This is a genomic window from Amycolatopsis sp. NPDC052450, from assembly GCF_044547565.1.
Lineage (GTDB): Bacteria > Actinomycetota > Actinomycetes > Mycobacteriales > Pseudonocardiaceae > Amycolatopsis.
Window position 1 is genome coordinate 16,966 of the sequence record NZ_JBIUAQ010000024.1, and the last position, 20,845, is coordinate 37,810.

The 20,845-nt window shown below is 68.3% G+C and carries 22 protein-coding genes, 2 tRNA genes and 1 pseudogene; 11 read left to right on the plus strand and 14 right to left on the minus strand.

What is annotated here, in order from left to right; translation table 11 throughout:
* Positions 1–42: 42 nt before the first annotated feature.
* Positions 43–1,182: a Gfo/Idh/MocA family protein gene (locus ACIHAO_RS30715; protein WP_396563692.1), complete on the plus strand. Its 1,140-nt coding sequence runs from the start codon at positions 43–45 to the stop codon at positions 1,180–1,182.
* On the opposite strand, the gene ACIHAO_RS30720 is transcribed toward ACIHAO_RS30715, so the two are convergent.
* Positions 1,179–1,922 (minus strand): GAF and ANTAR domain-containing protein, encoded by a 744-nt coding sequence (locus tag ACIHAO_RS30720; protein ID WP_396563900.1) that lies wholly within the window; start codon positions 1,920–1,922, stop codon positions 1,179–1,181. The two genes, ACIHAO_RS30715 and ACIHAO_RS30720, sit on opposite strands and share 4 nt — an antisense overlap.
* A gap of 59 nt (positions 1,923–1,981) precedes the next feature.
* Positions 1,982–3,865: a GTP-binding protein gene (locus ACIHAO_RS30725; RefSeq protein ID WP_396563695.1), complete on the minus strand. Its 1,884-nt coding sequence runs from the start codon at positions 3,863–3,865 to the stop codon at positions 1,982–1,984.
* Positions 3,866–4,143: 278 nt separating this feature from the next.
* On the opposite strand from ACIHAO_RS30725, the gene ACIHAO_RS30730 reads away from it, so the two are divergent.
* From ACIHAO_RS30730 to ACIHAO_RS30760, 7 genes are all read left to right on the plus strand, one after another.
* Positions 4,144–5,070: an NAD(P)/FAD-dependent oxidoreductase gene (locus ACIHAO_RS30730; RefSeq protein ID WP_396563697.1), complete on the plus strand. Its 927-nt coding sequence runs from the start codon at positions 4,144–4,146 to the stop codon at positions 5,068–5,070.
* Between the two features lie 29 nt (positions 5,071–5,099).
* Positions 5,100–5,699 carry a TetR/AcrR family transcriptional regulator gene (locus tag ACIHAO_RS30735; protein WP_125786893.1) on the plus strand — a complete coding sequence of 200 codons (600 nt, stop codon included), beginning with the start codon at positions 5,100–5,102 and terminating at the stop codon, positions 5,697–5,699.
* Positions 5,689–6,570: a crotonase/enoyl-CoA hydratase family protein gene (locus ACIHAO_RS30740; protein ID WP_396563700.1), complete on the plus strand. Its 882-nt coding sequence runs from the start codon at positions 5,689–5,691 to the stop codon at positions 6,568–6,570. Before ACIHAO_RS30735 ends, ACIHAO_RS30740 begins: the two co-directional genes overlap by 11 nt.
* Entirely contained in the window at positions 6,567–7,457 is an 891-nt protein-coding gene (locus ACIHAO_RS30745) for a diiron oxygenase (protein ID WP_396563702.1), read from the plus strand. The genes ACIHAO_RS30740 and ACIHAO_RS30745 overlap by 4 nt, the downstream gene beginning before the upstream one ends.
* A 17-nt stretch (positions 7,458–7,474) precedes the next feature.
* Positions 7,475–7,732: a hypothetical protein gene (locus ACIHAO_RS30750; RefSeq protein ID WP_125792319.1), complete on the plus strand. Its 258-nt coding sequence runs from the start codon at positions 7,475–7,477 to the stop codon at positions 7,730–7,732.
* A 202-nt stretch (positions 7,733–7,934) separates the two neighbouring features.
* Positions 7,935–8,549 carry a GAF and ANTAR domain-containing protein gene (locus tag ACIHAO_RS30755; protein ID WP_396563704.1) on the plus strand — a complete coding sequence of 205 codons (615 nt, stop codon included), beginning with the start codon at positions 7,935–7,937 and terminating at the stop codon, positions 8,547–8,549.
* A 20-nt stretch (positions 8,550–8,569) separates the two neighbouring features.
* Entirely contained in the window at positions 8,570–9,319 is a 750-nt protein-coding gene (locus tag ACIHAO_RS30760; protein WP_396563706.1) for a GAF domain-containing protein, read from the plus strand.
* On the opposite strand, the gene ACIHAO_RS30765 is transcribed toward ACIHAO_RS30760, so the two are convergent.
* The 6 genes and pseudogenes from ACIHAO_RS30765 to ACIHAO_RS30790 all read right to left on the minus strand — a co-directional run bounded on the left by ACIHAO_RS30765 (position 9,316) and on the right by ACIHAO_RS30790 (position 12,728).
* Positions 9,316–9,573 (minus strand): hypothetical protein, encoded by a 258-nt coding sequence (locus ACIHAO_RS30765; RefSeq protein WP_396563708.1) that lies wholly within the window; start codon positions 9,571–9,573, stop codon positions 9,316–9,318. The two genes, ACIHAO_RS30760 and ACIHAO_RS30765, sit on opposite strands and share 4 nt — an antisense overlap.
* 42 nt (positions 9,574–9,615) lie before the next feature.
* Positions 9,616–10,353, minus strand: a complete 738-nt coding sequence (locus ACIHAO_RS30770; protein WP_396563710.1) for an ANTAR domain-containing protein — start codon at positions 10,351–10,353, stop codon at positions 9,616–9,618.
* Positions 10,354–10,900: 547 nt separating this feature from the next.
* Positions 10,901–11,248: a hypothetical protein gene (locus ACIHAO_RS30775; protein ID WP_396563712.1), complete on the minus strand. Its 348-nt coding sequence runs from the start codon at positions 11,246–11,248 to the stop codon at positions 10,901–10,903.
* Between the two features lie 124 nt (positions 11,249–11,372).
* Positions 11,373–11,819 (minus strand): RICIN domain-containing protein, encoded by a 447-nt coding sequence (locus tag ACIHAO_RS30780; protein ID WP_396563902.1) that lies wholly within the window; start codon positions 11,817–11,819, stop codon positions 11,373–11,375.
* An 18-nt stretch (positions 11,820–11,837) separates the two neighbouring features.
* Positions 11,838–12,197 (minus strand): annotated as a pseudogene (locus ACIHAO_RS30785) (RICIN domain-containing protein); the annotation flags it as partial.
* Positions 12,198–12,655: 458 nt separating this feature from the next.
* Positions 12,656–12,728, minus strand: a tRNA-Lys gene (locus tag ACIHAO_RS30790).
* Between the two features lie 194 nt (positions 12,729–12,922).
* On the opposite strand from ACIHAO_RS30790, the gene ACIHAO_RS30795 reads away from it, so the two are divergent.
* Positions 12,923–14,143: an Ig-like domain-containing protein gene (locus ACIHAO_RS30795; RefSeq protein WP_396563714.1), complete on the plus strand. Its 1,221-nt coding sequence runs from the start codon at positions 12,923–12,925 to the stop codon at positions 14,141–14,143.
* 51 nt (positions 14,144–14,194) lie between these two features.
* Here the strand turns inward: ACIHAO_RS30795 and ACIHAO_RS30800 are convergent, their stop codons facing one another.
* The 3 genes from ACIHAO_RS30800 to orn all read right to left on the minus strand — a co-directional run bounded on the left by ACIHAO_RS30800 (position 14,195) and on the right by orn (position 15,481).
* Complete coding sequence (locus ACIHAO_RS30800) at positions 14,195–14,605, minus strand: hypothetical protein (RefSeq protein ID WP_396563716.1); 411 nt, start codon at positions 14,603–14,605, stop codon at positions 14,195–14,197.
* Positions 14,606–14,718: 113 nt separating this feature from the next.
* A tRNA-His gene (locus ACIHAO_RS30805) sits at positions 14,719–14,794 on the minus strand.
* A gap of 78 nt (positions 14,795–14,872) precedes the next feature.
* A complete protein-coding gene (gene orn, locus ACIHAO_RS30810) occupies positions 14,873–15,481 on the minus strand; it encodes an oligoribonuclease (protein WP_125786885.1) in 609 nt (202 codons plus the stop codon).
* 113 nt (positions 15,482–15,594) lie between these two features.
* On the opposite strand from orn, the gene ACIHAO_RS30815 reads away from it, so the two are divergent.
* Together ACIHAO_RS30815 and ACIHAO_RS30820 are read left to right on the plus strand one after the other, a co-directional pair.
* Positions 15,595–17,127 carry a helicase HerA-like domain-containing protein gene (locus ACIHAO_RS30815; RefSeq protein WP_396563904.1) on the plus strand — a complete coding sequence of 511 codons (1,533 nt, stop codon included), beginning with the start codon at positions 15,595–15,597 and terminating at the stop codon, positions 17,125–17,127.
* 47 nt (positions 17,128–17,174) lie between these two features.
* Complete coding sequence (locus ACIHAO_RS30820) at positions 17,175–17,552, plus strand: DUF3224 domain-containing protein (RefSeq protein ID WP_396563719.1); 378 nt, start codon at positions 17,175–17,177, stop codon at positions 17,550–17,552.
* Positions 17,553–17,637: 85 nt separating this feature from the next.
* Here the strand turns inward: ACIHAO_RS30820 and ACIHAO_RS30825 are convergent, their stop codons facing one another.
* The 3 genes from ACIHAO_RS30825 to ACIHAO_RS30835 all read right to left on the minus strand — a co-directional run bounded on the left by ACIHAO_RS30825 (position 17,638) and on the right by ACIHAO_RS30835 (position 20,773).
* A complete protein-coding gene (locus tag ACIHAO_RS30825) occupies positions 17,638–18,597 on the minus strand; it encodes a S1C family serine protease (protein ID WP_396563721.1) in 960 nt (319 codons plus the stop codon).
* 80 nt (positions 18,598–18,677) lie between these two features.
* A complete protein-coding gene (locus ACIHAO_RS30830; RefSeq protein ID WP_396563723.1) occupies positions 18,678–20,006 on the minus strand; it encodes a M20 family metallopeptidase in 1,329 nt (442 codons plus the stop codon).
* Positions 20,003–20,773, minus strand: coding sequence for a class I SAM-dependent methyltransferase (locus ACIHAO_RS30835; protein WP_396563725.1), 771 nt, complete (start codon positions 20,771–20,773; stop codon positions 20,003–20,005). The genes ACIHAO_RS30830 and ACIHAO_RS30835 overlap by 4 nt, the downstream gene beginning before the upstream one ends.
* Positions 20,774–20,845 lie beyond the last annotated feature (72 nt).

Here is a 20,845-nt window from a genome sequence, read left to right on the forward strand (position 1 = left end):
CTTTCAGGATGTGCGCAGGAAAGCGCTTTCAAAGGAGAACGGATGACCACGCGGAAACTCGGCGTCGTGATGAACGGCGTCAGCGGGCGGATGGGCTATCGGCAGCACCTGGTGCGCTCGGTCCTGGCGATCAGGGAGGCCGGCGGGGTCGAGCTGGCCGATGGGTCGCGGGTCCAGCTGGAGCCGGTTCTGGTGGGGCGCAACGCGGACAAGCTCGAGGAGATCGCCACCAGGCACGGGCTCACCCGCTGGACCACCGACCTCGACGCCGCCCTCGGCGACGACGACCTCCCGCTCTACTTCGACGCGCAGCTGACCGCGGTCCGCGAGAAGTCGATCATCCGCGCCATCGACGCGGGCAAGCACATCTACACCGAGAAGCCGGTGGCCGAGTCGGTCGAAGGCGCGCTCGCGCTGGCACGGCACGCCGAGGCGGCCGGGGTCAAGAACGGCGTCGTCCACGACAAGCTGTACCTGCCCGGCCTGCTCAAGCTGAAGCGCCTGATCGACAGCGGCTTCTTCGGCCGGATCCTCTCCGTGCGCGGCGAGTTCGGGTACTGGGTCTTCGAGGGCGACTGGCAGGCGGCGCAGCGCCCCAGCTGGAACTACCGCGCCGAAGACGGCGGCGGCATCGTCGTCGACATGTTCTGCCACTGGAACTACGTGCTGGAGAACCTCTTCGGCGCCGTCGACGCCGTGACCGCGAAGGCCGTCACGCACATCCCGGAGCGCGTCGACGAGAAGGGTGACCGGTACGCCGCGACGGCCGACGACTCCGCGTACGCGATCTTCGAGCTCGAAGGCGGGATCATCGCCCAGCTCAACTCGTCCTGGTGCGTGCGGGTCCACCGCGACGAACTGGTCGAGTTCCAGGTCGACGGCACCAAGGGCAGCGCGGTCGCGGGCCTGCACAAATGCGTCATCCAGCCGAGGGAGGCCACCCCGAAGCCGGTGTGGAACCCGGACCTCGCCGAGACGCGGTCGTACCGTTCGCAGTGGCAGGAAGTGCCGGACAACGAGGACTTCGGCAACGGTTTCCGCGCGCAGTGGGAGCAGTTCGTCCGCCACGTCGTGGAGGACGCGCCGCACCCCTACGACTTCATGGCGGGGGTGCGCGGCATCCGGCTCGCGGAAGCCGGTCTGGAGTCGTCACGCGAGAACCGGCGGATCTCGCTGGGCTAGCGGCCGAAAACCGCGCCCGGGTCTTCGGCGATCAACACGGAGATCTCCCGGATCTTGCGGTTCGTGTGCTGTGACGCCTCGGTGAGCCAGCGGAAGGCTTCTTCGGCGTTCAGCTCCAGACGGGCCATCACGATGCCCTTCGCGGTGGCGATGGCGTCCCTGGTCTCCAACGCGGCGACCAGGGTCTCCGCCTGTCGTTCGGCGGCGGCCCAGCGGGACGCGGTCAGGATGATCGCCGAGATCGCCGAGGTGAACATCGCGACCAGTGCCGCCTCGACCGGGTCGAAGGCGTTGTCCTCGAAGCTCCAGACATTGAGGGCGCCGGCCAGCGACTCGGTCTCACGCCGCTTGATGTGGGAGTCGTCCGGGACGAACAGCGGACAGGACAACGCGGTCCGCACGCCGAGCTGTTCGGCGGCGGCCGCGAAATCCGGCCAGCGTCCGGCGGTCTCGTCGTCCAGCCGGGTCCGGACGATCGTGCCGCTCTCGGCGGCTTTCAGGCAGGGACCTTCGTCCGCGCTGTACTGCGCCTTGTCCAGGGCCAGCAGCGATTCGTCAGTGGTGGCGACGGTGCTCGGCTCGTCGCCGGAGTACAGCGTGACCGTCGCCCCGTCCGCACCCGGCAGCAGGCCGACCACCTTCTTCGCCACCCGTTCCAGCAACTCGTCGCGGGGCTCGTCGAGCCGCATCGACTCCGTGAGCTCCCGCAACGCCGAAGCGGTGTCGCGAAACTGATCCATCATGGCCCTTTCCCTCGGACGGCGGATTTCGCCGACCACCAAGAACGTACTCGTTCCGGCTAGCCGGGCATTGCCCGATTCGGGCTAACCCGTGGCCGGTGTCCCGCCGGTTCGCTTGCCATCAGGCCTTCACCGTGAGTGATCCCCGGTAGTTGCTGTTCGAATCCGGCGACCTCTCCCGTGGGCAGGATCCCCGTCAGTTCGGCCCGGTCACCACGGGCCGCCGATCCGGTGACGGTCCCACCGCGTTCGACCAGCCGGGACAGCGTCGCGGTCACCGAGTCCGCGGGCAGTTCCACCTCGATCCGGCTGACCGGTTCGAGCACCTCGGTCCCCGCCTCCCGGAGCGCTTCCCCGAGCACCAGCGGGGTGACCTTGCGGAAGTCGCCCGCCGCGCTGACCGGGCTGAAGTAGCCGGTGTGGGTGACGGTCACGTCGCAGTCGATCACCTCCCTGCCGGAGGGGCCTCGCCGGAGCGTCGCGTCGACGGTCTCTTCGATGGCCTTGTGGAAGGCGAGGGGGAGAGAGCCGAGTTCGACGTCGAGGCCGAAGGTCAGCCCTGATCCGGGAGCGCCGGGGCCGACCCGCAGCCCGAGTGTCGCGAAGTACGGATTCCGTTTCTCGGTGATGAACCACACCGAATGCCCGGTGCCGACCGGCCGTTCGACGCAGACCGGCAGGGTGAGGCTGAACGTGACGTCGAGGCCGTGCTGTGTGGCGAGTGTCTCCGCGATGATCTCCTTCTGCACCTCGCCGTAGAGCCGCACCGAGATCCGGCGCGTCTCGTCGTCCTGCCGGACGGTGATCAGCGGATCCTGTTCCGCCAGTTCCTGTAGCGCGGCGAACACCGACGCCGTCTCTTCTGGCCGAACCGGGCTGACCACGGTTTCCAAAGCGGGCGGCGGAAACTGTGCGGTGGCGCCCTCGCCCTCGGCAACGCCGACGAGGTCGCCGATCCGGATTTCCTTGAGCCCGGTGACCTTGGCGATCTGACCGGCCCGCGCCCGGCCCTCGACGGTTTCGTCACCGAGTTCGAAGACGTGCACCGCGCTGACCTTCGCCTCCTTCGTGAGTCCACGGCGATGGAACCGGACGTGGTCCCGCGCGCCGATCTCACCGGAGAACACGCGGACGTAAGCGATCTTCTCGTGCGCGCGGCCGCGTTCGATCTTGAACACGGTGGCGCGCAGCCGATCGTCCGGCACCGGCTTCGCCGCTCCCGCAAGGAATTCGCGGATACCGGTGGTCAGCTCGGCGATCCCTTCGCCGCTGCGCGCGGAACCGAAGAAGACGGGGGACACGACGCCGAGCCGGGTCTGACGGACGACTTCGGCCCGGTAGTCCTCGGCCGTCACCGTGTCTTCGAGATACGCGGTGAGGAACGCGTCGCTGTGCTCGGCGAGCTGTTCGGCCAACGCGGGCGGCGGTGGGACCGGCCGGATCTTCGCGGCCGCCGTGCCGATGTCGTCGACTTCGGACAGCGGCACGCAGGTGACACCGAGACGTCCGGCGAGATCGGCGAGGAGGCCGTCGTACCGGGCACCTGCCCTGTCGGCCTTGTTGGCGAAGATCAGCACGGGGATCCGCAGCCGCTTGAGCGCGCGCATGAGCACCCGGGTCTGCGCCTGCACCCCTTCGACGGCGGAAACGACGAGGACGACGCCGTCGAGCACCCGCAGCGCGCGTTCGACCTCGGCGATGAAGTCCGGGTGGCCCGGGGTGTCGATCAGGTTGACGTGCAGTTCGCCGATGCGGAAGGCGACCACGGCCGAGCGGATGGTGATGCCGCGACGGCGTTCCAGCTCCATCGTGTCGGTGCGGGTGTCCCCGGCGTCGACGCGGCCGAGGGTCCCGATCGCGCCGGTGTGGTGGAGCAGGCGCTCCGTCAGGCTCGTCTTACCGGCGTCGACGTGGGCGAGAATTCCGATGTTCAGGTGATCCATGGATGAACGGCTCCAGGGCTGTCGAAAGGTCCGTACGGCTCGGGGACTCGACAGCTCGGCGCACGCCGTTCTCCATCTCTGCGGGAAACACCTGGTCAGGCCGGACGTTAGCAGTGTGTTCCCGGCCGGTCACGCGATTTAGGGCCGGGCGCCATCCGGTCGAGGACGCGGTGCTGACGAACGTGTCGATCACCGGCGGCCCGCCGGGAGCCGGTGTGAACGTGGACCCAGCGGGTACGCGGGAGCCACCCCGACTTTCCCGACAGAGAGGCCGTGCCGTGCGCGATGCCGGATATGACGTGGTGATCATCGGTGCCGGGCCCGCCGGGTTGAGCGCCGCGCTGGTGCTCGGCCGATCCCGGCGCAGCGCACTGGTGGTCGACGGCGGGCCGGGCCGTAACTCCCCCGCCATGGGGGTGCACGGCCTCTTGGCCTGTGACGGGATGACCCCGGACGCGCTGCGGACGGCCGGTCGCGAGCAACTGCGGGAATACCCGGCGGTCAGCCTGCGCGAGGGCCGGGTCCAGGCGGTCGAAGGTGAATGCGGCGACTTCACCGTCGGGTTCGAGGACGGCCACTCGGTGCATGCGCGCCGGATCGTGCTGGCCACCGGCGTGATCGAAGACCTGCCCGCGATCGCGGGGCTGGCCGAGCGCTGGGGAAAGAGTGTTCTCGGCTGCCCGTACTGCCACGCCTGGGAGGTCCGGGATCGTCCGTTCGCCGTCCTGGCCACCGAGGGGCGGCAGGATGTCTTGTTCGCCGCTCAGCTGACCGGATGGAGTTCGGAGGTCACTTTGTGCACCAACGGAATCCCGTTGTCCTCCGAAGACGAGGCGATCCTGGGCGAACGTTCCGTCCGCGTGCGCACGGAGCCGGTGCGAAGTGTGGAGGGACCCGGTGACGCCGTCGAACGGGTCACGTTCCGCGACGGCGAGCCGGTGGCGTGCGCGGCGGTCTTCCTCCATGCCACCACTCGGCAGGCCGACCCGCTGGCCGGGAAGCTCGGCTGTGTCGTCCAGGACGACGGGACCGTGCGGGTCGACGACGCCGGATTCACCGGTGTGCCGGGTGTTTACGCCGCAGGAGATCTGGCGCGGCGGGAATCGTGCCCGCCGGGCATGACGTTCGTGGCGACCGCGGCCGCCATGGGTTTCGTGGCGGCCACCGCGGTGGATCACGGACTGTTCCGGGAAGAGCTGGACTGAAGTGCGGAATCCGTGCTTCACTCTTTGACGTGCCGTACCGACGCACCCCGAAGACGCAGGCAAGACTGGACTCCCAGCGAGGGGAGATCCTGGTCGCGGCCATCGCGCTGCTGGCCGAGACCGGCTACGCGGGCTGCTCCATGGCCGCGGTCGCGGCGCGGGCGGGGGTCGGCACCGGCAGTGTGTACCGGCAGTTCCCCTCGAAGGCCGACCTCGTCGTCGAGGTCTTCCGCGAGGTGGTCTCCCGGGAGGTCGACGCCGTCGAGGCCGCCGCGTCCGAAGGCGACGTCCGGGAGCGGGTGGTCGCGGTGATCGAGACCTTCGCCGGCCGGGCGCTGAAGGCGCCGAGGCTGGCGTACGCGTTGCTGGCCGAACCGGTCGACGCCGTCGTGGAGGCCGAACGGCTGGTCTTCCGCCGCGCGTTCCGCGAGGTCATCGCCAGGAACATCGCCGACGGCGTCCAAAAAGGACTGCTGCCGCCGCAGGACGCGGAAGCGACCGCCGCGGCGCTCGTCGGCGCGGGTGCGGAAATGCTGGTCGGGCCACTGGCCGGGGAAAGCGGACCGGACACGATCCCGCATCTGGTCACGTTCACCCTTCGGGCGCTGGGAGGCTCCGATGGAGCTTGAGACGCTGACGTACCGCGTCGAAGACCGGAAGGCATATCTGACGTTGAACCGCCCCGAGCGGCTCAACGCGATCAACGACGTCATGCCCGGCGAGATCCGGCAGGCCGTGGAGCGGGCGAACGAGGACGACGCGGTCCGCGTGATCGTGGTGCGCGGCGAAGGCCGCTCGTTCTGCGCCGGGTACGACCTCAAACAGTTCGCGGAGGAAGACGCCGAAGGCCGCTGGAACCAGGGCCCGGTCTGGGATCCGGTCAAGGACTACCGGGTGATGAAGCGCAACACCGACGACTTCTTCAGCCTGTGGCGCTCGCTGAAGCCCACCATCTGCCAGGTGCGGGGACACGCGATCGCCGGTGGCAGCGACATCGCGCTGTCGTGCGACGTGCTGATCATGGCGGCCGACGCGCGTATCGGCTATCCGCCCGCACGGGTGTGGGGCTGCCCGACGACGGGGATGTGGGTCTACCGCGTCGGCGCTCAGCGCGCGAAGCGGATGCTGCTCACCGGAGACACCATCGACGGCACCACCGCGGCGGACTGGGGACTCGCACTCGAGGCGGTGGAACCCGGACGGCTCGAAGCCGCCGTCGAGGAACTGGCCGACCGGATGGCCGGTGTGCCGACGAACCAGCTGGTGATGCAGAAGCTGATGATCAACCAGGCCTACGACAACATGGGCCTCTCCGGCACGCAGACGCTCGCGACGCTTTTCGACGGCATCACCCGGCACACCCCGGAAGGCCGCTGGTTCCGCGAATTCGCCGAACGCGATGGTTTCCACGAGGCGGTGGCCTACCGCGATTCCGGACAGGTCATCCCGGACGGCGGCGGACCGCTGCCGGAGCACACGGATCCGAGGAGGTCGTCTTGACCGCGAACGCCGAGAGCGAACGTGTCGCCGAGCGCCTGCAGCGCTCCTCCGCACGGCTTTCCTACGACCCGGACGTCGACGTCGACTGGCTCGCACCGCTGGTCGACGGGGCGTACGGCAAGGCCCCGGAACGATGTTCCTTGTACGGCACCGAATTGTGGGAACGTCTCGACGAAAGCCGTCGTGCCGAGCTGAGCCGTCAGGAGGCCGCGGCCGCCGCCGCGTCGGGTATCTGGTTCGAGCTGATCCTCATGCAGGGCCTCGTGCGGCACGTCTACAACAGCGACCCGACGACCCACAACGCCCAGTACGCGCTCACCGAGATCGCCGACGAATGCCGTCACAGCACCATGTTCGCCCGCTCGATCGAGAAGAGCGGCGGTGTCGTCCGGCGCCCGAGCCGCTCGGCACACCGCGCGGGCAAGGTGTTCGGCGCGATCTGCGGTCCGGCGCTGCTGTTCGCCGGCGCCATCTACGTCGAAGAACTCGCCGACGGCATGCAACGCGAGATGATGCGCGACGACAGCCTGCAGCCGATGATCCGGATGATCTCCCGGATCCACGTCATCGAAGAGGCACGCCACATCAGCTTCGCGAAGGACGAATTGGGGCGGGCCTGGGCAAGGCACGGCCGCGTCGGCCGCGAACTGATCCGCTGGGCGATCGCCGGCATGGCCTACGTCGCGACGTCGGAGCTGTTGCACCCCAAGGCGTACACCGCAGTCGGACTCGATCCCCGCGAAGCCCGCCAGGTCGCCGCCGCGAATCCGCACTGGCGGCGGACCAAGGCGTCGTGGGCGGCCAAGGCCGTCGAACACTTCACCGAGATCGGCCTCATCGGCGGCCCGAGCCGACGGCTCTGGCGCCGCGCCGGCGTCCTCGACTGAACAAGGAAGGCAACTCCATGTCCTCACGCACCGGCAAGGTCCTCGGCCTCGGCATCGCCGCGACCGGTCTCGCCCACTTCGCCGCTCCGGCGGCCTTCGAACCCGTCACGCGGATGGCCTTCGCCGACGACGTCCGCAACTGGACCTACCGCAACGGCGCCACCGAAGTCGCCATCGGCCTGGCGATCGCGGCCCGCCCCACCAGGAAGGCCGGGTTCGCCGGACTGGCCGTCTACGCCGGTTGGCTGGCGAAGCGAGTCCTCGCCCGGCGCTGACTTGCCGCCGGGATGAAGCTGCCGTCACCGGCGGTATCTCGTAGGGTGATGGTTCCGGGCGTCAGCTCGGATGGCCCGCGGCGGACGAGGGAGCACGGCGGTGGATGGGCGGCATCGGGGACCGTTGTGGCGGGCCATTGCCTCCGCCGAGAATGTGGCGGGCCGCCGTGACAGCTGGGCACAGACCGTGTGTCTCGCCTGCGTGGAGACTTTCGACCGGGTGGACGCGGCGATTCTGGCGTTGCGGGGTGGTTCGCACGCCGAGGAGGTCTTGGGCGCCAGCGACCCGTGGGCCGCCGATCTGGCGGAAGCGCAGTACACCGTCGGCGAGGGTCCTGGCGTGGAGGCGTTCGCCGCCGGATCCCCGGTGCTGGTCTCCGACCTCAGGTTCGAGCAGGTGCGCTGGCCGGGGTTCGCACAGGCCGCCCTCGACGGCGGGGTGGCGGCGATGTTCGCGTTCCCGCTCCAGTTCGGGGCCATCCGGCTCGGCACCCTGGAACTGATCCGCCGCGGCCCCGGCGGGCTGCCCAGCGACGAACTGAGGGATGCCGTGCTGGCGGCGGACCTCGGCGCGGCGGCGCTGTTGCGGCAGGCGAGGACGGCCGAGGTCGAAGGCCACGAATTCGCCCCGGATCCGGTGCGGTCGTTCCAGGATGTCAATGTGGCCACCGGCATGCTCGCCGCCCAGCTGCACATCGGCCTGGACGACGCCTTCACCCGGTTGCGGGCGCACGCCTACGGACGGAACCGGTCGATCCTGGACGTCGCCCGTGATGTGCTGGAACGGCGCATCGTCCTGGACGAGCTCGCCGAATGAACCGTCGACCTGGAGGAAACATGAGTCGCCACCGAAGGGCTGACGGCGGTCCCGGCACCCTGCCCGCCGATCTGACCGAGGCCCTGGCCGCCATCACCGCCCGGCTGGTCAACACCCCGGACAACGCCTCCGTGCTGCGTCTGATCACCGAGGTCGGTACGGATCTGCTCGGCGCGGCCGCGACCGGTGTACTGCTGGTCCGGCCCGGTGGCGGCTTGAACGTGGTGGCCGCGTCCGACGGGAAGGTGCGGTTCCTGGAGTCGCTGCAAACGGACATCGATCAAGGGCCGTGTGTCGATTCCATCGCGTCGGCCACCGTGATCACTTCGCCCGATTTGGCGGCTGATCGGGCGAAGTGGCCGGACTTCGTGCCCGCCGCGCTCGCGGCCGGATTCCACTCGGCGGTCGCGGTGCCGATGAGGCTGGACGAACGGGCGGTGGGCGGGTTCAACCTGCTCTACGACACCGAAACGGTGTTCGAGCGGTGGCAGCTGGAACTGGGGCAGGTGGTGGCGGACCTGGCGGTGCTCGCGCTGGTACAGGAACGCGGCGAGCGCCGTGCGGACCGGTTCCTCGAAACCACGGTCACCGCGCTCAACGACCGGGTCCAGTTCGGCCAGGCCGTCGGCGTCGTGGCGGGAACACTCGGCATGGAGCCCGCGGCCGCGCATGCCGCGATCCTCGGCTACGCGACCGAACACGCCCTCGCGCTGCGCGACGTCACGGGAGCGATCACCGACGGTTCACTCGACCCGGCGAACCTGACCTAGACCCAGCCCTCGTAGTCGGGGTCGGCGGTGCCGTCGGCCTGGGCGTCGACGATGGCCGCGATCCGGACGGCCTCGGCGTCGCGTCCCGCCGGACCGGTGCCGTCGGTCAGCTCGTCGAGCGCGTGCGCGGTGTCGCAGCCCTGCCAGCCCTGCAGGACACCGACCGCTTCATTGACCGCCGCCCGTCCCTCGAGCGCTTGGACAAGGCGAGCCGCGGTCTCGAGCAATTCGGGATCCGGCTTGGGGGAGGTCATGCCCCCACCGTCCTCCATTCGGCGTACGAACACCAGGGCTGCTCAATGGTGTGCCTGGACGATCGCGGTGACGAGCTGCTCGGCGAAGTCGCGGAGTTTGACGTTCTTTCGCTGTGATTGCTCCACCAGGAGCTGGAAGGCTTCGTCGGCGGAGACGCCGTGTACACCCATGAGGATGCCTTTGGCCTGGTCGATCACGGCGCGGGAGAGCAACGCGGTGGCGAGCTGGTCGGCTTCCTCCCTGGCGATCCGATACCGGGCGGTGGCCCGCATCGCGCCTTCGACCGCGGTCACGAACAGTTCGAGCAGTATGGCGTCGACCTCGCGGTAGGCGTGGACGTGGAATCCGTAGAGGTTCAGCGAACCGGTGTGCTCGGCGTCGATCGCCAGTGGCGCCGAGAGGAAGCTGGCGACCCCGGCGGACGCCGCCTGTCCGGCGAACTCGGGCCAGCGCGTGTGCGCGGACCCGACGTCCACCCGGACGATCTGCCGCTTCACCGCGGCTTCCAGGCACGGCCCGGACCCGGCACGGTACTGGTCGGTGTCGATGCCAAGGGCACGCTGATCGGTGCAGGCGGCCGTCGCCGGGACGCCGTCCTTCAGCAGGGTCACACTGACGATGTCCGCGCCGGGAATGACGTGGAGCAGCTGGCGGGAGATCACCTGGAGCGCGGTGTCCAGGGCGCCGTCGTCCTCCAAAGACCGGATGAGCGCTTCCAACGCCGTCGTCACGTCGTCCAGCTGACGGCGGATGCCGATGGGTTCGTCTGGCGACGACATGGCGGTTCCCTTTCCCCGAACCACCGTGGGGTCGCTCAGGACTCCACGGTATTGAGAGAACCCTGTGTGTTCAAGTCGCCACTGTCGATGACTCAGGTCCTGAACGGCCGGCTCTCCCCTGGGAGTTCCACCCTCACCAACGGAAAGCCGGCCGTCCTGGGGCGCGGTGGGGTGCGTGCACACCGCCCACCGCCGTCGAGGTCCCGCGAGGACTCGACGAGTGGCTACCCGCTCGCGCTGGGGCCAAACCCGGCAGTGGGGCATCTCCTTGCGGCCTGCCGAATCGCTTGATCGCCGCCGACCCGTTCGCCGAACCCGACCGCGAGGGAACGGCTGCGCCAGTGGACGAAGCGAATGCTGTGGCCGGGATCATCCCGAGGCAGTCCACGGACCTGGCGAGCGTTCTCGGGCTCGCTGGTGACCATTGTGGACAGAGGAAAGCAACCAGGTTGTGGTGATCCGTGGCCTGGAGTCTGGGCGTGCGCCATCAGGGAGGCGGTGGCTCCTTCTCCGAGTCAAGGAGGAGCCACCGCCGCTCATCGGTCGTTTAATTGATCAGCTCAAGCTCTCGGGCCTGCTCCACGAGATCAACTAACTCCGTTGCAAAGTCGTAGGCATCGACGTCGCCCGGGTACCATTCGGCAACTGCAGGTAAGAGCGATTCTCGGATTACGGCCATGATCTCTTCGGCTTGCTTGCTCGTGTATACGCTGAGGGAAAAGAAACTGTATCCACCTTCGGTGAAGTGGTTCAGATTTTCGGAAAGTTCGTCGTCCGCGACTTCGCCGGCGATGGATTCAATCACTCGGAGCAGCAGTCCCCGCGAGGGCATCCATGACAGCATCTGCGGTGGCTGAACGCGCCCCGGTGGATCTACGATGAAATCTCCGGACAACTCATTTCACCTTAGAATGAACACGAATGGTTCGTGTGGTCGAATAAACTTGAGCTTTGGATCCGTCAAGAACTTTTGTCTGGTCGCGGGTCAGCTTGGCCCGCCCATTTGGAAGGCTACCTCATCAGGTTGTGCGGTGAGCGGTGACGAGCCATTGCTGGTCGTCGCCGTTGCTGTCGGCGAACTGCTGCACCGGCCCGCCGTTGTGCGTCCCGGAGTTGAGCACGGAGGCGATACCGCCGCTGAACGCGCTCTGCAGTTTCACCGCGCCGTTCTTGCCGGTGACGAAGGTCCATTGCTGGTCTACGTCGAGGTGGCAGTTGTACTGCGTGAGCGACACACCGTTGCGGGCCTGGAAGGCTGTGACGTCAAGGCACTTCTTCGAGTTGACGTTCTTCAGCGCGTACTTGTGACTGCCGAGGTCGACAAGTTCCCAGCGCTGTTTACCGCCACTGCCGCAGTCCCACAGCTCGGTCCCGCGGCCATCCGCGAGCGCGTCCTGGACACCACCGGAGACCTGCAGGCACCGCTGGGACTGAACCGCCTTGACTTCGATGACACCGGGCTGCATGGCGATGGTCTGACCGGTGTGGTTGACATCGATCAAGCGCCAGGCCTGATTACTGGCGTGGGTGTTGGTGTACTGCACGACCAGAGTGGCGTTGTCGGTGCCGCCGCCCGCGGCGGTGGCGGCCTTGCCGCTCTTGACGTTGCGCAGCTCCATCATGCCGTCGTCACCGACCGGGACGAACTCCCAGAGCTGCTCGGGCACGGTACCGGCGCAGCCGTTCTGCACCAGGGAGTCGTTGTTGTTCACGCCACCGCCCGCGACCGCCAGGCATTTGAGGGAGTTGACGTTCTGGAGTGCGTACCTGTCGTTGCCCTTGGCGCGCAGCACCCAGCGCTGCTTGTTGCCGTTCACGCAGTCCCACAGCTCGGTGCCGGCGCCGTTGTTCGAGCTTGGCGGCGTCGCCGGTCGCGGTCGCCGCGCCTGCGGCCACGAGGTGGCCTACCTGCGACGCCTGCATCATCGCTGAGCCCGAGCTGTGGCCGCAGGGAATGACCTGAAGACGGTGTAGACGATGCTGGGCCACGCGAGCATCGTCCTGACGGCCGACACCTACACCAGCGTGCTCCCGTCCCTCGCCCGTGCAAGCGCCGAAGCGACCGCGAGCCTTATTCGTCGCGCCGGCTACGAACGGGGTCAGAAGATCTGCAGGTCACGCGCCACTCGCGGTCGACAACAACGGGGGGCAGGGCAGCGGTCGAGGTCCGCGCCTCATCTACCGAGGAGAGGCACTCGAACGGGCTCACGGTGGCCCCACCTCGGGCTCACGCATCAACAAAGCCCACCAACGGCACCCCTGAAATGACGGGAAATCGTTGGTGGGCTTTGGTTACTCACTGTGCGCCATCAGGGACTCGAACCCCGAACCCGCTGGTTAAGAGCCAGCTGCTCTGCCAATTGAGCTAATGGCGCCTGCTTGTCCGCCGCCTTGGTGTTCCCCTCGGCGACGTGGAAAACATTAACACAGGGTTGCTGGGGCCCGTTTCAGGGGGGTCCCCTTGCGACGGGCCGGGACGTATTCGGCCATCCGGCCGCGGGCGTTGCGGCCGGTCAGGCAGACTATAGCCAGACGTTGGGGTTGGTACCACGCGAAACGGGCGGTGTGCATGAGGGTCTGGGGAGCGACGGGGCGGTCGCGGGTGGCTGTGGTGGCTTTGGTGGCCGGGTTCACACTGGCCGCCTGCAGCAGTACACCGTCGGGTGAATCGCCGTCTCAGGGTGGTGCTCCCGGTGGTTCGCAGCAGAGTGGAGCGCCCGCGCCGGAGCCGAAGGCCGCCGTGGTGACGCTGACGCCGGCGCAGGGCGCGGCGAACGTGGCGCCCGGTGAGCCGGTCCAGGTGGCCGTCGCCGACGGCAAGGTGGGCGAGGTCAAACTGACCGGCGCCGACGGCAAGGTCGTCGCGGGCAAGCCGAAGGAAGACGGTTCGGGTTGGGAGTCGGCGGAGCCGCTCGGTTACGGCAAGACCTACACCGTCACCGCGGCCGCGACCGGGACCGACGGCAAGCCGGTCACCTCCACCTCGACGTTCTCCACGGCCAAGCCGGGCCGTCAGATCGGTGTCTCGATCAACCTGGTCGAAGGGGAGACCGTCGGCGTCGGGCTGCCGCTGATCTTCACCTTCACCGCCAACGTGCCGGACAAGGCGGCGGCCGAGAAGGCGCTGAAGATCGTCACCGAGCCGCAGGCCGAGGGCGCGTTCCACTGGTTCGGCGAGAAGACCGTGATGTGGCGGCCCAAGGAGTACTTCAAGGCGGGCACGAAGATTTCGGTCAACGCCGCGATCTACGGCAAGAACCTGGGCAACAACACCTTCGGCCGCGAGGACAAGCCTGCCAAGGTGGTCGTCGGCGACAAGCTGGTCGCGACCGCGGACGGCGGCACCCACCAGATGAAGGTCGTGGTGAACGACCAAGAGGTCAAGCAGATGCCGATCTCGATGGGCAAGCCGTCGAGCAGCACCCCGGCCGGGACCTACACGGTGATGAGCGAGCACACCGGGTACACGATGGACTCGAGCACCTACGGCGTGCCGACGGACAGCAAGGCCGGCTACCGGACGTTCGTGAAGTACGCGGTGCGGATGTCGAACAGCGGCATCTTCTACCACTCGGCGCCGTGGTCGGTCGGTTCACAGGGCAAGCGGAACGTGAGCCACGGCTGCATCAACCTGTCGACCGAGAACGCGCAGTGGCTGATGGAAACTTCGAAGAAGGGTGACATCATCACCGTCACCAACTCGGGCCCGCAGGTGCTGGAGCCGACCGACGGCTGGTCGGTGTGGCAGATGTCCTGGGATGACTGGAAGACCGGCGGCGACCGGAACTGACCTGTTGCCAGGAGGGTCCTGTCAGGACGGAATCAGTCCTGACAGGACCCCTCATGGCGTTCCGGGCGGCAGGGTGCCGTAGAAGTGCTCCCATTGCGTCTCGCCGCTGGTCTTGTAGCGGCACTTCTGGGTGCCGGTGTCCCAGATCTTCTCTGGATCGCGTCGGCACTTCTGGTGCTCGAGTTCGGCGAGGTACTTCTGAGACTGGGCTTTCGAGCAGCTCGGGTAGCCGGGTTCGCAGCGCCACGGTGACTTCTTGGCCGATGTGGCCGTCTTCGTCGGCTTGGGCGGGCTCACCGTCACGGTCACCGGCGGCGGCGCCGATGTGGACGGTGTCGCGGTCACGGTCGTGACCAGGGCCGGCGTCGTCGACGGTGCGGGTACTTGATTCGGTGGAGAGGCCGTGCAGGCTCCGGCCAGCGCCAGGAGTCCCGAGAACGTCAAGATCGGCCATCGTCTCATGGCATCCTCCGCGCGAGTTCCTTCCTGAACTCGCGCGAGGGCCACGCCGTGTTACCGGACCCATGAAAAAGCGAAACCCCAGCCTGGCGGAAGAACCGGCCAAACTGGGGTGATGGGGTGAGCGACGGGTTTCGAACCCGCGACCTCCTGGACCACAACCAGGTGCTCTACCAGCTGAGCTACGCCCACCATCGCCGGGCTCGGGAAGCTTCCCCATCACCTCGGCCGCACTATATTAGCGTGCCGGTTTCCGGGGCTCGCAACGGGTTACCGTTGGTGGCGTTCCTGCACTTCAGCGGCCGCGGCCTTGGCCTGTTCGGTGGTCGGGCCGGGCTGCGGGACGAAGGCGGCGCGACGGTAGTAGTCGAGCTCCCAGATGGATTCCTTGATGTCGGCGAGCGCGCGGTGCGCGAGGCCCTTCTCGGGCTTGGCGTAGTAGATCCGCGGGTACCAGCGCCGGACGAGTTCCTTCACCGAGGAGACGTCGACCATGCGGTAGTGCAGGTGCGCGTCGAGAAGGGGCATGTCGCGGGTGATGAAGCCGCGGTCGGTGGCGATGGAGTTGCCGGCGAGCGGGGCGACGTTGGCCTCGGGCACGTGTGCGCGGATGTACTCGAGGACGCGCTGCTCGGCTTCTTCCATGGTGACCGTGGAGCGCCGGACCTCTTCGGTGAGGCCGGAGCGGGCGTGCATTTCGCGGACGACCTCCGGCATGCCGTCGAGGGCTTCGTCGTCGGCGTGGATGACGATGTCGACGCCTTCGCCGAGGACGTTGAGCTCGGCGTCGGTCACCAGCGCGGCTATTTCGATCAACGCGTCTTTGCCGAGGTCGAGCCCCGTCATCTCGCAGTCGATCCAGACTAGGCGGTCGTTCACCCCGGAACCCTAACCCGACCCGGGGATTCGTGGCGCGCGACGTGCGGGTTCGGCGCGTTGCTGGCAGCGTGTGCACCCTCAGGTGAGTCATGTCACAGATCAGGGGAGCGACAGTGGCCGAACAGGGTCCAGCCCAGGAGATCGCGCAGGGGTACGTCAGCGAGGGTCCGGCGGTCGAACTCGGCGCCGTCGTGATCGACGGCAAGGCCGACGCGCGTGCCGCGGTCCGGCTGCCGCTGGCGACGCTGAACCGGCACGGGCTGGTCGCGGGCGCGACCGGTACCGGCAAGACGAAGACCTTGCAGCTGGTCGCCGAACAGTTGTCGGCCGCGGGTGTGCCGGTGGTGCTGGCGGACGTGAAGGGCGACTTGTCAGGGCTCGCCGCGCAGGGCGAGAGCAACGACAAGGTCACCAAACGCGCGGAAGAACTGGGCGACTCCTGGGAGCCAGCCGCGTTCCCTGTTCAGTTCCTGTCGCTGGGCACCGGCGGCAAGGGGTCGCCGATCCGGGCGACGATCACGAGTTTCGGCCCGATTCTGCTGTCGAAGGTGCTGGGGCTCAACGAAACCCAGGAGTCGACGCTCGGCCTGATCTTCCACTGGGCCGATCAGCGCGGGCTGGCGCTGCTGGACACGAAGGACCTCCGCTCGGTCATCACGCACCTCACGAGTGACGAGGGCAAGGAGGACCTCAAGGGCATCGGCGGCGTTTCGGCCGCGACGGCCGGGGTGATCCTCCGGGCGCTGTCCAATCTGGAGGCTCAGGGCGGCGAGGACTTCTTCGGCGAGCCCGAGCTGGACGTCCACGATCTGATGCGCGAGGTCGACGGCAAGGCGATGGTGACCTTGCTGGAGCTGGACAACCTCCAGTCGAAGCCCGCGCTGTTCTCGACGTTCCTCATGTGGCTGCTCGCCGAGCTGTTCGAGGAACTGCCCGAAGAGGGCGACCTCGACAAGCCGAAGCTGGTGTTCTTCTTCGACGAGGCGCACCTGTTGTTCAACGACGCGTCGAAGGCGTTCCTGGAACGCATCGAGCAGACCGTGAAGCTGATCCGCTCCAAGGGTGTCGGCGTGTTCTTCTGCACGCAGCTCCCGACGGACATCCCGAACAACGTCCTGTCCCAGCTGGGCGCGCGGGTGCAGCACGCGTTGCGCGCGTTCACGCCCGAGGACCAGGCGGCGCTGACGAAGACGGTGAAGACGTACCCGAAGACGAAGCACTACGAATTGGACTCGGCGCTGACGTCGCTCGGTATCGGCGAAGCGATCGTCACGGTGCTCTCCGAGCGGGGCGCGCCGACACCGGTCGCGTGGACCCGGCTGCGCGCGCCGCGGTCGAAGATGGGGTCCATCGGTGCCGAGGCCATCGCCGCGGCGACGACGTCTTCGGATCTGCACGCGAAGTACGCCGAGACGATCGACCGCGAGTCGGCCTACGAGAAGCTCGCCGCGAAGGTGGCCGCGCCGCCCGCGGGCGAGGCTCCACCACCGGTGGAAGCGCCCCCGGCGCCGAAACCGGAGAAGGAGGGCCCGGGCATGGTCGAGCAGGCGATGAAGAATCCGGCGGTGAAGTCGTTCTTCCGCTCGGCGGCGAGTGCGCTTGGACGTGAGATCACCCGCGGCCTGTTCGGGAACCGGAGGCGCTGAGGAATACCTGACGCGTTCTGTCAGGTATGTCCGGCAGGCTGAGCGGCATGACCAACACCGCGACAGCGTCGTTCACCGTGGACGGCTGGGAGCCGCAAGCCACCGACAAGCCCGAAAGCACCGAGTTCTCCCGGGTGTTGCTGACCAAGACGTTCACCGGTGGCGTCGAGGGGACCAGCGCCGTGGAGATGCTGACGGCGGTGAACGGGACGTCGTCGGCGTACGTCGCCTTCGAGCGGCTGGCTGTCACCGTCGACGGACGTAAAGGTGGCTTCGTCCTGCATCACTCGGCGGGGGAGAACGGGCATCACCTGATCGTCCTGCCGGGCTCCGGTCACGGTGAACTGGCAGGTATCACCGGAACGGCGGAGATCGTCAAGGACGACGAGGGCAACCACACGTTCACCCTCACCTACGAACTCTGAACGCGCGTGAAGGACTCCTCCCCGAAGGAGCCCTTCACGCGCTCACCGGCTGGGCCGCCCCCTGACGCGGTCCAGAAGGCCGGGGTCAGCCGACGATCTGATCGACGATCTTCTTCGCGTCGTTGACGGGGATCGCGAAGCCGATGCCGATGCTGCCGGTCGAGGCCGGGTTGTACAGCGCCGAGTTGATGCCGATGACGTTCCCCTGCGCGTCCACCAGCGCCCCGCCCGAGTTGCCCTGGTTGATCGGGGCGTCGGTCTGGATCGCGGTGTAGCTCGGCCCGGCTTCGTTCGTGGTCCTGCTGTAGGGCGAGCGCCGTTCCTGGCCACTGCTCAACTCGTCTAGGTTGCGGTTCAGCGCGCTCACGATCCCGGTGGTCACGGTGTTCTGCAACCCGCCGGGCGAGCCGATCGCGACGACCTGCTGGCCGACGGAGAGCTTGCTCGAATCGCCGAGCGAAGCCGGTGTCAGGCCGCTCGCGTCCTTCGCCTGGAGCACGGCGATGTCGGCCTTCGTGTCGGCGCCGACCACGCTCGCCTTGTACTGCTTGCCGTCCGACAGCGTGACGGTCACGTCGCCCTGGGCGTCGGCGACCACGTGGGCGTTGGTGAGGATGCGCCCGTCCGCCGTCAGGATGACGCCGGAGCCGACGGCCTCACCCTGCGCGGTGGTCACGTTCACCTGGACGACGCTCGGGGTCACCTTCGCGGCGACACCGCTGACGTCACCCGAAGTGTTGTTCCCGACCAGTTGCCCGTTGGCGACCGCGGACGAACCCGTGCCCGACGCCGACGACGTGGAGCCGAGCCCCACGATCGCCGCTCCACCGACTCCGCCGAAGAGTGCGGCGGCGAGCGCCGTCGCGGTGACGAGGACGGAGACCCGGCCGCCCTTCTTGCGGGGCGCCGGAGCCGGGGGAGGCTGCGGGGTGAAGAGCGGATTCGGCGCGGCCTGCCAAGGGGTGTAGCCGGGGTACTGCTGCTGGTGCGGCGGCTGGGGCCCACCGGTGGAGGCGGGGCCGGGCCGACTCTCGTTCTCGGTCATGGAACAAGATTCGCGCCCGTACTTGTGAACCGCCTGTGGAAATCCCCAGGGCTTTCCTGAGAAGAATCTCCTGAGAAGGCTCAGTCGAAGAACGCCGGGACGTCCAATGCCCCGCCCGATGCCTCGAACTCCTCGTGCACCGCGGCGCGGAGTTTCGCGTCGGCCAGGTAGTCGACGGCGGTCAGCGCCAGCCCCAGCGCGCCGTCGACGACCGCGCGGTCGCCGTCCGGCGAACCGGCCGCGGCCGCGAACTCCTTGGTGTGCAAGGCGGTCGTCGGTCCGGCGATGGCGATCATCGGGTGGATCGCGGGCATCCGGTAGGAGAGGTTGCCGAGATCGGTCGAGCCGGTGAGGAATTCGGGCACGATCCCCGGCGGCAGCGGTTTGCGGCCGGCGTCGACCTGATGCACCGACCAGCGCCCGGCGAGGGTGGTGTTGAACCGGATCGGCAGATACGCGGGCTGGTCGTCCCACTTCAGTTCGACGCCGCAGCCGGTCATCTCCGCCGCGCCGCGCGCGATCGCCGAAACCCGCTCGGCGAGGTCGCGCAGCGTGTCCGGTTGCGCGGAGCGGAGGTAGAACAGCAGAGCCGCGCGTTCGGGGACGACGTTCGGCCGCGCGCCGCCATCGGTGAAGACCCCGTGGACTCGGTCGCTGGAGGGCAAGTGCTGCCGAAGCGCCGCGACGCCCTGATAGGCGGCGACGGCGGCGTCGAGCGCGTTGCGTCCCATGAACGGCTGAGCCGAGGCGTGCGCGCCGACCCCGTGGAACACCATTTCCAGCTGCCGCCTGCCGAGGAACGGGTGCATGGCGATGTCGTGGCTGAACGGATGCAGCATGACCACGGCGTCGACGTCGTCGAAAACACCCGCGCGGGCCATCGTCTCCTTGCCGCCACCGCCTTCCTCCGCCGGCGTGCCGATCAGCGAGACCCGGCCGCCCAGCCGTTCGGCGACCGCCGCCGCGCCGAGGAAACCGCCCGCGCCCGCGGTGCAGATGACGTTGTGCCCGCAGCCGTGGCCGAGCCCGGGAAGGGCGTCGTACTCGGAGAGGACGGCGATGTGCGGACCGCTGCCGGGGGTGGTCGCGACCAAGGCGGTGTCCAGTCCGCCCGCGCCGATCGTCACCTCGTGACCGTGCCGCTGGAGCAGGTCCCCGAGCGCGCGGACCGAGCGGTGCTCGGCGAATCCCTCTTCGGGATGAGCGTGCAGGTCTTGGCTCAGCCCCACCAGTTCCGCCGTCAGCGCGCGGATCTCGGTGCTGACGGCGTCCCGCGTGGCGGCGTCCGCGCCGTCGTGGGGCGAGCCGAGGGGTTCGGCCGCGGCGACGGCGCCCGCGGTCGCTTCGACCAGCGAACGGAGGTAGCCGTCGTCGGGGGGAATCGGCGAAGCGTGCTCAGAGCGGATCATTTCCGGATGTTAACTCCTAGCTCCGCCGTGACGATCTGCGTGACACCGGAGTACCGCTCGTCGACGTGGTCGAAGCCGCGCCGGAGAAGTTTCGCCGCGATCTCGCCGCGGTCGAACATCCGCTGCCCGCTCAGCCTCCCGAGGACGGTGTCCGCCAGCCGCATCGGCTGATCGCTGTGCCGGGCACTGGTCAGCATCACCAGTGAGCCGCCGGGTTTCAGCACGCGGGCGAACGAATCCAGCGCCGCGTCCGGATCGGCGAACATGTGCAGCGCGGCGAAGCAGCAGACGGCGTCCACAGTGGAATCATCGAGCGGCAGGTCGACGGCGTCGGCGCGAAGGTAGGCCACCGACGGCGGATTGGGGGCGGAGAGTGCCTTTTCCAGCATGGTGACCGAACCGTCGAGGCCGATGGACAACCCGTCCGGGCCCACCGCTTCGCCGAAGGCACGCGTGAACCGTCCGGTGCCGCACGCGACGTCCAGCGAAACCTGGCCGGGGCGCAGGCCGAGCGCTTCGATCGCGATACGGACCTCGTCCGCCATGGTCGGGCCGTTCAGTCCTTTCGCGACCCTGCCCAGCGTCGGGCGCCAGTACCGCTCGTAGATCATCGGCACGGCGGAGGTGCGCATCAGCCGCTGCGCGAGTCCGGTCGGCGGCCCCGCCTGCGGGATTTCTCCCAGCAGGTCAAGGAAATCCTTCGGAGTGGCGGTGGGTGTGGTGCCCGGCCGCAGCAGGCTTTCGAGACGTTCGCGATGGTCCGGCATGGCTGCTCCCTTCACGGTCTTCACCGGAGAATCTGCCATGACCGGCCCGTTCGCGACATTCCCGCCGCCGCG